Genomic DNA, 10,032 nt, shown 5'->3' on the forward strand with positions numbered 1-10,032 from the left:
GAGAACCCCTCTCCCCCAACCCTCCCCCTAGGGAGGGAGGCGGCACAGGCGTGCTCACCTCACGTCTCCTAACTGCGTATTGCCTACATCGCAGCTGATGTGAGGGACGCACCGGCGGATGGGTTTCCTCCCCCTTGCGGGGGAGGGTTAGGGAGAGGGGTGCCGCTTGCTCCGCTGAGAGACGCATCGCTTAGCGACACCTGAAACCATCGCTGCTTAAAACCGCGCCACCTACTTCGCATCCGCGCTGGCGCCCACCGGCCGCACCGGGTCGCCTTCGCGCAGCAGCGCGCCGGCGCGGGCGACGACGATGTCGCCTTCCTGGATGCCGTCGCGGATCTCGACCTGGCCGGCCGACATCAACCCGGTCTCCACCCGCCGCGTCTCGACGCGGCCGCCGCGCACCACCTGCACCACGGTGCCGGCGGTGGAATAGAGGATCGCGGTCAGCGGCACCGCGACGCCGCAGCTCTGCCCGGTCTTGATCTGCGCGCGGCCGGACGAATTCACCAGCAGCCGCTGGTTCGAGCTGATAGCCACGAACACTTGGCCGAGCTGGCTGTTCGGCTCGATGGTCGGCGCGATCATCCGCACCTTGCCGTCCATCTCGCCGGCGCCTGATATCTTCAGCCGCGCGGTCTGCTCGGTCTTCAGCTTGGCGATGTCGCGGGTCGGCACCATGCCGATCAGGTCGTATTCGCTTTTGGCGATGATCGAGAACAGCGCGTCCTTGCCGGAGGCCGGCGCGCCGACGATCGCCGATGACGCCGAGATCGTGCCCGCCACCGGCGCGGTGAGGTTGATCGAATTGGCGCTGTCGGTCAGCCGCGCCAGCACCTGGCCCGCGGTGACGGTGTCACCCGGATCGGCCTTCACCTCCGCGACCTTCAGGCCGAAGCGATCCGGCCGGACCTGCTGCTCGTCGCGCGGCATCACGATGCCCGAGACCTCGACGATATTGCCGAAGCAGTATTTCGAGGCCTTCAGCACCGTCACCGCCGCGCCCTTCGGCACGGCGTCGGCCTCGCCTGCGGCAGACGCGGGAGCGGCCGCGAAGAGAAACGCCGAGGCAGCGAAGACAGCCGCGTAGGATGGGTAGAGCGAAGCGAAACCCATCAATCGCTTGAGCTGCAAATTCATCTGCAAATTATTCCCAAAATGAGGGCCTCCTCATTACCAGATGCGGCCGCGCCGAACCAGCCGGCTGCGCCGCCTCGGCCGTGCCGGCATCCGCCGCCAGCTCCAGCTCGGCCAGCTCGTCGGCGCGCCAGATGTGGCGCAGGATCTCCGGGTTGACCCGCTCGGCATGCGTCACCGGCAGCATGTGGCCCGCGGCCGGCAGATGCCGCAGCCCGGCGCCATCGATCAGCGCGGCGAGTTTTGCAACTATGCGCTGCGTCACATAGGGCGACAGTCCGCCCGATATCAGCAGCGTCGGCACCTTCAACGCGGACGCGGCGGCTGCGACGGCGTCGAGATCGAGCGCGGCGTTGAAATCGTAAGGCAGCTTGTCGGCCTGTTCGATCATCCGCAGCCGCCCGCTCGGCGAGAACTGCTCGCGCGGGCCGGAGCCGGCCCAGAACGCGGTGAACGCCTCGACCGCCTCCAGCACCGCGCCGTCGAAAATATCCTGCGACACCACCTGCGCGATCCGCGCGAAGCGATCGTACAGCCGTGCGTCGGCGGGCGTGTCGCGCAGCAACGTCGGTAGTATAGGCTCGATCAGCGTCAGGCTGCGGATTCGCGGTGCATAGGCCGACGCCGTCGCCAGCCGAAACGCGATCGCCCCGCCATAGGAATGCCCGATCAGATGGATCGGCCCACCGGCCTTGGCGAGCCAGGGCTCGAGCCGCGCGATCTCGCCATCCAGCGTCCGCGGCCAGTCGCGCCCGCAGACCGAGACGCCATAGCCGGAAATATCCGGCGCCATGAACCTGTCGCCGCCGAGCGCGGCCGCAAGCTTGGTCCATTGCCGTCCCGACCCCGGCGAGCAGTGCAGTGCGACCACCGACGCCGAAGCCGGCGTCCCGTCCAAACCCGTCATCAAACCATCCTGCGTGTTCTTGTTGTCGTGCAGGCGCGCGTTCGCACGCGCCCGTCATGACGCGAGCGAGGCGGGGGAGGGGTTATTCCTGGAAGGGGTGCGAGAGGTCGGGATCGTGATTGCGCGCGCAGTCCGATTCACCGGATGGTGATGGGGCCCGCGCACGAGTTCGCGAGGATGTGGGCGTGTATCCCTTCATCTGTTTGATAGTTGAATCAGGAACGCTGCCTCACATTCGCTGTCGTCCTGGCGAAAGCCAGGACCCATTACCCCGAATGATGGTTGTGACGCCGCGCTGGGGCCGCGATCCCGCTCATCGCGGATATCGGTGATTAAGGGCCCTGGCCTTCGCCAGGACGACGTTGGGAGGAAGTGTCGCTTACTCTGCTGCCGCGCGCGGCAGTTCGTCAGCGCGCGATGCGCTTCACGCGTCGCGCGGGCTTTGGCTTGGCGGCTGCGGTTTCCGCCTGGGCGGCTTCGGCATCGCGGGCTTCGCGGAGTGCGCGCAAGCGCTCCATGTTCTGGCGCACGGCGATTGCGTCGCGCTCGACGTCGGCCATCGCGCGGGCGCCCTCTTCGGCCGCAAGCCGCTGACGTTCGGCGCGCGCGAGGCTGTCGGGAGTGGGGGCAGACGGCGTTCTGGTGGCCATGGTCATCCTTGCTTCAAATACACCAAGGCCCGCCCAACCTGTTCAGATCGAGCGGGCCTGGCAGTCACTCCAGGTCATCTGTGGAATGACGCTGCGGCATGATTCCTGCGACAAGCGCGGAGCGCCGATGTGAACATCAAGCGCGAATCCGAACTCAGGCCAGCTGCAGATTCTCGGCGCTGGTCTTGCCTCGCATCTTGTCGGTCTTCAGCTCGAACGACACCTTCTGGCCTTCGGCCAGGCCGGACAGACCGGCGCGCTCGACGGCGCTGATGTGAACAAACACATCCTTGCTGCCGTCGTCGGGCTGAATGAAACCAAAGCCCTTCTGGCCGTTAAACCACTTCACAGTACCTGTAGCCATGTCTCTTCTCCAAAGCAGACGTTTCGCGTGATGGACGCGTCACCAATTCAACTGGCGATGTCTTTGGAGGAAGGCCGATGGGACCATTCAACAAGGCGCAACGGCTAATCGAACAACGGTAATATATACCCGTTGGGCGCGAAAACAAGGCGCGCGCCGGACCGGTTCCGTGACGCGCCTCACTCCGCCGCAGCCTCCGCGCTCGGTTCGCCCTTCCAGCGCAAAATCTCCGCGGCGAGGATCGGGTGGTTGAATCCCTTCACCACGAGGTCGTCGATGGCGCGGCCTTCGACGAAAGGCTCGACCATGCCGTAGACGCGGCGGCTGACCACGATCTGGTTCGGCTTGGCCTCGCCGCACAGGCGGGAGGCGAGGTTGGTGACGCTGCCGATCGCGGCGTATTCCAGCCGCTGCTCGAAGCCGACCTGGCCGAGCGTGGCATAGCCGAGCGCGATGCCGATGCCGAAGCCGAGACTATGACCGCGGTTGCGCCACTTCTCGGTCAGCGGGCCGACCGTGTCGCGCATCTCGACCGCCATCCTCACGGCGCGCGCGGTGTGGTCGGCGAGCTGGATCGGCGCGTTGAACAGGATCATCACGCCGTCGCCGGCATATTTGTCGAGCGTGCCTTCATATTTGAAGATCAGCTTTCCGAGCGCCGCGTGATATTCGCGCAGCACGTTCATCGCCTCTTCCGGCTCGGTCGCCTCGGTGAAAGCCGTGAAGCCGCGCAGGTCGCAGAACACGACTGTCACCTCGCGGCGGTGGCTCTCGAGCAACCCCTCGGGGTTGTCCGACGAGGCGATCAGCTGCGCCACCTGCGGCGCCAGAAAACGCTCGAGTTTGCGGATGCGCTCGATCTCGCCGAGCTGGGTCTCGACCCGCGCCTCCAGCGACTTGTTCCAGTCGGTGAGCTGCTCGGTTTGCTGCTGCAGCCTGTCGGCCTGCTCGCGCACGGTGGAGTTGGCCTGTTCTAGCGCGTGGCTCTTCTGGTCGACCTCGGTGAACAGCCGGGCGTTGCGCATCGCCAGCACCGCCTGGTGCGCGAAGGTCTTCATCAGGCCGATCAGGCCCGCGGGGAAATCGCCGGCCGCCTTGCGCAGCACCACCAGCGAGCCGAGCACACCCTGCTGGTCGACCAGCGGCACGATGAGCACCGAGTGGAAGCCGGCGCCGACCACGACATCGCGCAAGGGATGCTCGGGCTGGGATTTTTGTTCTGACGCGTTTTCTTCACGCGAACCGGTATCCACTTCGCTCGAAAACGCTCTGGTAGCGAGATCGGGGAACGCCAGCGGCTCGCCCTTCGCGGCGGCCTCGCCGAGCGGGCTGTTATCAGCGTCGATCGCGCGATGACCACCCTCGGCTTCGCCGTCGATGCCGATCGATTGCGTCAGGTTGAACGTGCGCTGCGCGGCGTCATAGCCATAGATCAGCACGGCGTCGGCATGAGTGATCTCGAGCGCGCGGGCGGCGACCGTCGGCAGCACCGCGTTGAGGTCGAGCGAGGACGCGACCGCGCGGCCGACCTCCTCCAGCACCTTCAGCTCGTTGATCGACTGCGCGAGGTCGCGGGTGCGCTCCTTCACCTTGGCCTCGAGGTCGGAATAGGTTTCGGCGAGCTGCCCGGCCATGCTGTTAAACTGCCCGGCGAGCTCTTCCAGCTCGTCCGATGTCTTCACCTCGATGCGATGGCCGAAGTCGCCGGCGCCGAGCCGCCGCGCGCCGGTGCGTAGCGCGGTGATCGGCACCAGCATGCGCCGCGCCAGGATCGTGCCGGCGATGATCGCGACCACGAGGCCGAGCGCGATCAGCAGCGCGATGCGCACCAGCTGGTCGCGGATCGGCGAGAGCGCCTGCGACGTCGGCTGCTCATAGAACACGTGCCAGCCGAGGTTCGGCGCCGATGTCGCTGTCGTCAGCACCGCGTTGCCGTCGATATCCTTGCCGGAGGCGATCGGCCTGCTGTGCGAGGACAGCACCGCGGCGACCTGCGGCAGCGCGGCGAGATCCTTGCCGACCTCCGGGCCTTTCGACGAGCTCGCCAGCACGCGGCCCTTGGCGTCGACGACATAGGCGAAGGCGGTGCGGCCGACTTGGGAATCGCCGAAATAGTCATTGAGGAAGCGCAGGTCGATCTCGGCGACGGTGACGCCGGCATTGAAGCCGGAATGCTGCTCGCCGATCGACATATAGGGCCGCTCGTCGCGAAAATACGCCGGCGCGTAGGCGGTGCCGCGCTCGACCGCCTCGGTGAAGCGGAGGTCGCGGGAGAGATCTGCGTTGGAGTTCACCGTGACGGTCTGGCGCGACAGCCGCAGCATCTCGCGGCCCTGGCCGTTGATCAGCGTGAGCTGGTTCACCGCCGGCACCTGGCCGAGCAGCTGGGCATAGTCGGCGCGGCGCAGCTCGATGGTGTTGGAGGAGGCGCGGGTCACCCAGGAGATCTGGCGTTCGAGATCGGAGATCGATTGCTCGATGTGCTTGGCGGTGGCGTCCGCCTTCTCGCTCATCGCATCGGTCAGCGTGCTCTTGATGCCGCGGTAGCTGATCCAGGTCTCGAGCGCGCCGTTGACCGCCAGCACGAACACGACCAGGCCGACCAGCGCGAGGACGTATTTGGCGAACAGGCCGCCGCGCAGGAACCAGTTCTTGCCCTTGTCCGTAGCCCCGTTCATCCAGCCTCGTCCGTCCCCTCCAATCCGTCGGGTGCGCCACTGCATCTGCCGCAATTTAGCACGGATCGGCAGGGTGAGGCGGCCCCTTGGGCCGCATGGTTAGCCGTGGATATTGGCGGGGGACATCCGGGAATATCAGCGATTGAACAGCTGTCGCAGCACGTCGTTCATCGCGGGGTTGTCGTGCTGCTCGGCGGTGTCGGCCGGCGGAGGAGCAGGCGGCGGGGCTTGGTTGGCGGCTGGCGGCGCGTTCGCCTCGGGCTTGGCGAGGCTGCGGCTCGGGCGGGAGGCGTTGCCCTGGTTGAGCGTGGAGAGGCCCTGCTGCAGCAGGTTGCCGATGGTGTCGCCGAGCTGCCCGCCGAGCGGGTTGCTCTGGCCGGCGCCGCCGCCCGGAGCCTGGCCCGTGCCGGGCTGTGTGCCGGTTCCGCCGCCCTGCACGCCATTGAGCAAGTTGGTGAGCCCGTTCAGGCCCTGGCTCAGCCCTTGACCGTTCTGCCCGAACAGGCCCTTGCCCATCTCCTTGAGCTTGGCATAGGCGGCCTCTGGATTATCGAGGATGCCCTGCATCTCCGGATAGATCCGCGGGCTGACCCAAGGCCCCTCGATCATCACGGGAATACCGAGGCCGACCGGATTGCCGGCGCGGCCCTGGCCCTCGGTGGTCATCACCAGCTGCGGCTCGACGCGGAACCCGATCTGGCGGGTGTTGAGATCGACGGTGCCGACGCCGGTCATCTTCACCAGCGGCCCGATCAGATTGAGATCGGTGGTCACTGCCTGGCCCTTGTCGACCTTGAACGAGGCCGAGAGCTGGCTGAGATCGGTCGACAGCTCCTGGCTTTGCTGCCAGCCCGACAAGGTGCTGGTCGTGAGGTTGCGGATCATCTGCGCGACGTTGAGGCCGAGGATATTGCCGTCCTGTAGCACGACGAAGGCGGTGCCGCCGAGATTGCCGACGATGGCGCGCTCGCTGCTGCCTTGCGAGCTCAGCGCGATCTTGGCCTGCATCCTGCCGTCGAGCTTGTCGAATTCGGCGAGGCTCTTCAGCACCGGAAGCGCGCGCACGCCGGCAAGGTCGAGCCGCAGCGCGTAGGTTGGGTTGGCGGTCTTCACGTCGATGGTGACGTCGCCATTGGCGGTGCCTTCATAGGCGCCGAGATTGGCGAGCTTGCCCTTCAGCACGCCGCTGTCGACCGACGCATCGATCGCAGCCTGCGCGAAGCGGCCGTCGCCGATCACGAGCTCCGCCGCCGAGATGCGCGCCTGCGCGTCGACATAATTGAGCCCGCCAAGATCGATCGACGCGTTGCTCCAGCTGTTGGTGCCCAGCGGCTGCGCCGCGTCGGGCTGACCCGGCGGCATCGCAATCGAGATGCGCTGGAAGTCGAGATCGAGCTTCACCAGCGGCTTGTTGCTGGCGAAATCGACCGAGGCCCAGCCGGTGAAGCCGCCATCGCCGAGCGTGCCGGACACGCCGTTGAACATGACCACCGTGCCGTTCAACCGCGCTTCCGCATTGGCCTTGATCGCCGCCGGCAACAGGCCGGGCGCATCGATGTTGAATTCGGCCGGCACGCTCTGGCGCTCGAGCGGCGCCTGCGGCGCGGTCGCGCGGATCTCGAACTTCAGCGGCCTGTCGCTCGCGCGCGCATCGCCGGTGACGACGATCTTGCGGTCGTCGCCGATGGTCGCGTCTAGCCTCAGCGCTTCGATCCGGTTCTCGACCCGGTCGCGCACGTTGGAGAACACGACCGTGCCGCCGGTGATGCCGACATGCCGGATCGTGATGCCGCCATTGTCGGAACCGGATGACTTCGCCGGCGGATTGTGGTCGCGGGTGCGTTCACGCTGCAACGGCAGATTGACCACGGGCTTCTCGATCATAAGGTCGGTGATCTCGGGCTGGCCCGACCACAGGCTCGCCAGCGTCATCTCGGCTGCGACGCGGCTTGCCGCGAACCGGTTGTCGACGTCGCGCTCCAGCGGATCCCGCAACACGACGTCGCTCAGCGTCAGATTGACCGTCGGCCAGAGGCTGACCCTGGCGCCGCCATTGATGGCGAGCTTGTAGCCCGTCTCCCGCTCGACCCGTTCGGTGATAGCAGACGTGAGGAAAGATGACGGGATCCCGACCGCGGCGATCAGGGCGACGATCACGATCACGGCAGCAATGGCGGCCCCGGCGAATTTCAGTGCTCTCATCTCGATATTCCAGGCCGGGCAGACAGGGTTCCGCCGCGCAAAGGCACGGCCGGTCGCACGAGATTACCCCGCAAACGGGACCTCGCTCCAATCACCGGAAAAATATTCCGTTACCAGCATGAACTTATGTGACCTCTCACACACTCTTATGAGGGTGATTTTTGCTAACCGGGCGTCAGGGGACCGCTCGGATGGATTTGGAAGGCAATACAATGAGCAAACAGGCCGAATTTGCGGTCATTCTGAAAATGAACCCGATGTTCGCCGATCTCGGTGCGGACGAGTTGCAGCGGCTTTCGGGCCTCTGCCACACCCAGCAGCTCGCCACCGGCGAGGTGCTGTTCCAGAAAGGCGATCCCGGCGACGCCCTGTTCGGGGTCCGCCGCGGCCAGATGCGCATCGAAACCGGTGCCGCCGACGCGCCCGGCTCACACTGAACTTCATGGGGGCCGGCGATCTGTTCGGCGAAGTCGCCGTGCTCGACGGCCAGGATCGCACCGCGGATGCGACCGCGGGCGAGCCTACCGAATTGTTTGTCTTGCGGCGGGAGGATTTCCTCGGCTTCCTCGAGCGTGAACCGAAGGTCGCGGTCAGGCTGATCGCATTGCTGTGCCAGCGTATCCGCTGGCAGAGCGAGCGGATGGAAGAATCCGTGCTGCAGCCATTGCCGGTCCGTCTCGCGCGCCGGCTGTGCGCGCTCGCGGAGGACTTCGGTTCCGAGGTGCACATCTCGCAGGAACAACTCGGCATCTTCGTCGGCGCGGCGCGCGAGAGCGTCAACCGGCAACTGCAGACTTGGCGCAAGGACGGCATCGTCGACCTGCAACGCGGGCGGATCATGTTGCACAATATGTCCAAGCTGACGGCGGTCGCACGCAACGATTAGAGACGTTTTCGAGCGAAGTGGACAATCGGTTCGCGTCAAGAGCGCGATAAATGAGGAGCCAGGCGGAACGCATGCAACGCGCGCGCGAGGATCATATCCTGTCGCGCGCTTTGCTTGCCCGCGTTGACGCACTCCTGCCTAAAAGACTTGCTTGCATGACCGCGCCGGTATCGGTTTCATCCGGCCTGCCGGTCCTTGGGGTGACACCCAGCCTTGCTGGCCTCACGCCATCCACCTGCAAACCCCTGCGGTCTCTTTCCCGTTGACCGCAGGGGTTTTGCGTTCTGCGCGGACGCGGCGCGAATCCGCCTACCTCAACTCCACGCCAGGATAGGCCGCGCGCAGGGATCGGGCGAAGCGCCGCGCCTGCGCTTGAACATCGTGTCGAAGATGCGCGCTTTCGCGGTCTGGACTATGTTGTTCCAGCATTCTACTTCGGTGCCGGGAATGGGAACGGGAGATTCGCCATGGATCAGCAGGGCGCAGGCGGCAAGCCTCCGGTCAAGTCGCAGGAGGATCTTCGCGGGCATTTCGGGCAGGTGAGCCCACTCGCGGCGAAGAAGGTCCTCCACCATCTCGACAAGTTCTGCCGCGACTTCATCGCGCTCTCGCCGTTCCTCGTCATCGCCTCGAGCGACGGCAACGGCCATGCCGATGCCAGTCCGCGCGGCGACGCGCCCGGCTTCGTCTCGGTGATCGACGACAAGACGCTGCTGATCCCGGACCGGCGCGGCAACAACCGGGTTGATACGTTCGGCAACATCATCGCATCGCCCGGGGTCGGGCTGATCTTCATGGTGCCGGGCATCAACGAGACGCTGCGCATCAACGGGCGGGCGGAGATTTCGCAGGAGCCGGAGCTGCTGACCCCGCTGACGGTGCAGAACGTGACGCCGATCATCGGCCTCAAGGTGCATGTCGATGAAGTCTACTTCCATTGCGGCAAGGCGCTGATGCGCTCGAAGCTGTGGAGTCCCGCAGCGCAGGTCGAACGCAACAGCTTCCCGACGCTCGGCCGGATCATCGCCGAGCAGACCGCCGCGATCGAGGTCGAGGTCGCCGAGAAGGCGATGGAAGAGGCCTATCGGACGCGGCTGTATTAGAGCGCGACGAGGCTAAGGACGTGTACCTAGAAGTCCATCCTCCCGAACGGCGTCCGCATTGCCGTCGGAAGCGGACAAAAGAGGCGTGCGTGGTCATGCCGGCTA

General features: G+C 65.9%; 7 protein-coding genes and 1 pseudogene. 2 read left to right on the top strand and 6 right to left on the bottom strand.

From position 1 onward, the window contains the following. Positions 1–231: 231 nt before the first annotated feature. The 6 genes from AKN84_RS43605 to AKN84_RS43630 all read right to left on the bottom strand — a co-directional run bounded on the left by AKN84_RS43605 (position 232) and on the right by AKN84_RS43630 (position 7,938). Entirely contained in the window at positions 232–1,140 is a 909-nt protein-coding gene (locus AKN84_RS43605; protein ID WP_244485798.1) for an efflux RND transporter periplasmic adaptor subunit, read from the bottom strand. A 7-nt stretch (positions 1,141–1,147) separates the two neighbouring features. After that, positions 1,148–2,044: an alpha/beta fold hydrolase gene (locus AKN84_RS43610; RefSeq protein WP_050426494.1), complete on the bottom strand. Its 897-nt coding sequence runs from the start codon at positions 2,042–2,044 to the stop codon at positions 1,148–1,150. 407 nt (positions 2,045–2,451) lie between these two features. After that, positions 2,452–2,694, bottom strand: coding sequence for a hypothetical protein (locus AKN84_RS43615; RefSeq protein WP_050426499.1), 243 nt, complete (start codon positions 2,692–2,694; stop codon positions 2,452–2,454). A 154-nt stretch (positions 2,695–2,848) separates the two neighbouring features. Then, positions 2,849–3,058, bottom strand: coding sequence for a cold-shock protein (locus tag AKN84_RS43620; RefSeq protein ID WP_021078030.1), 210 nt, complete (start codon positions 3,056–3,058; stop codon positions 2,849–2,851). A gap of 179 nt (positions 3,059–3,237) precedes the next feature. Beyond that, positions 3,238–5,736, bottom strand: a complete 2,499-nt coding sequence (locus tag AKN84_RS43625) for an adenylate/guanylate cyclase domain-containing protein (RefSeq protein ID WP_050426495.1) — start codon at positions 5,734–5,736, stop codon at positions 3,238–3,240. Positions 5,737–5,871: 135 nt separating this feature from the next. After that, the gene (locus AKN84_RS43630) at positions 5,872–7,938 is read right to left on the bottom strand and encodes an AsmA family protein (protein WP_050426496.1); all 2,067 of its coding nucleotides are present in this window, start codon (positions 7,936–7,938) and stop codon (positions 5,872–5,874) included. 212 nt (positions 7,939–8,150) lie between these two features. Between AKN84_RS43630 and AKN84_RS43635 the strand changes: the two are divergent. Further along, positions 8,151–8,824, top strand: a pseudogene (locus tag AKN84_RS43635) (Crp/Fnr family transcriptional regulator). 467 nt (positions 8,825–9,291) lie between these two features. Further along, positions 9,292–9,927, top strand: coding sequence for a pyridoxamine 5'-phosphate oxidase family protein (locus tag AKN84_RS43640; protein ID WP_050426497.1), 636 nt, complete (start codon positions 9,292–9,294; stop codon positions 9,925–9,927). Positions 9,928–10,032 lie beyond the last annotated feature (105 nt).

Origin of the sequence: Bradyrhizobium tropiciagri (assembly GCF_001189845.1) — a bacterium.
GTDB lineage: Bacteria > Pseudomonadota > Alphaproteobacteria > Rhizobiales > Xanthobacteraceae > Bradyrhizobium > Bradyrhizobium tropiciagri.

Excerpts from the sequence above, each read along its gene's own strand:
- AKN84_RS43620 (WP_021078030.1), bottom strand. The coding sequence starts at position 3,058 with ATGGCTACAGGTACTGTGAAGTGGTTTAACGGCCAGAAGGGCTTTGGT.
- AKN84_RS43615 (WP_050426499.1), bottom strand. The coding sequence starts at position 2,694 with ATGGCCACCAGAACGCCGTCTGCCCCCACTCCCGACAGCCTCGCGCGC.
- AKN84_RS43625 (WP_050426495.1), bottom strand. The coding sequence starts at position 5,736 with ATGAACGGGGCTACGGACAAGGGCAAGAACTGGTTCCTGCGCGGCGGC.
- AKN84_RS43605 (WP_244485798.1), bottom strand. The coding sequence starts at position 1,140 with ATGAATTTGCAGCTCAAGCGATTGATGGGTTTCGCTTCGCTCTACCCA.
- AKN84_RS43640 (WP_050426497.1), top strand. The coding sequence starts at position 9,292 with ATGGATCAGCAGGGCGCAGGCGGCAAGCCTCCGGTCAAGTCGCAGGAG.
- AKN84_RS43610 (WP_050426494.1), bottom strand. The coding sequence starts at position 2,044 with ATGACGGGTTTGGACGGGACGCCGGCTTCGGCGTCGGTGGTCGCACTG.
- AKN84_RS43630 (WP_050426496.1), bottom strand. The coding sequence starts at position 7,938 with ATGAGAGCACTGAAATTCGCCGGGGCCGCCATTGCTGCCGTGATCGTG.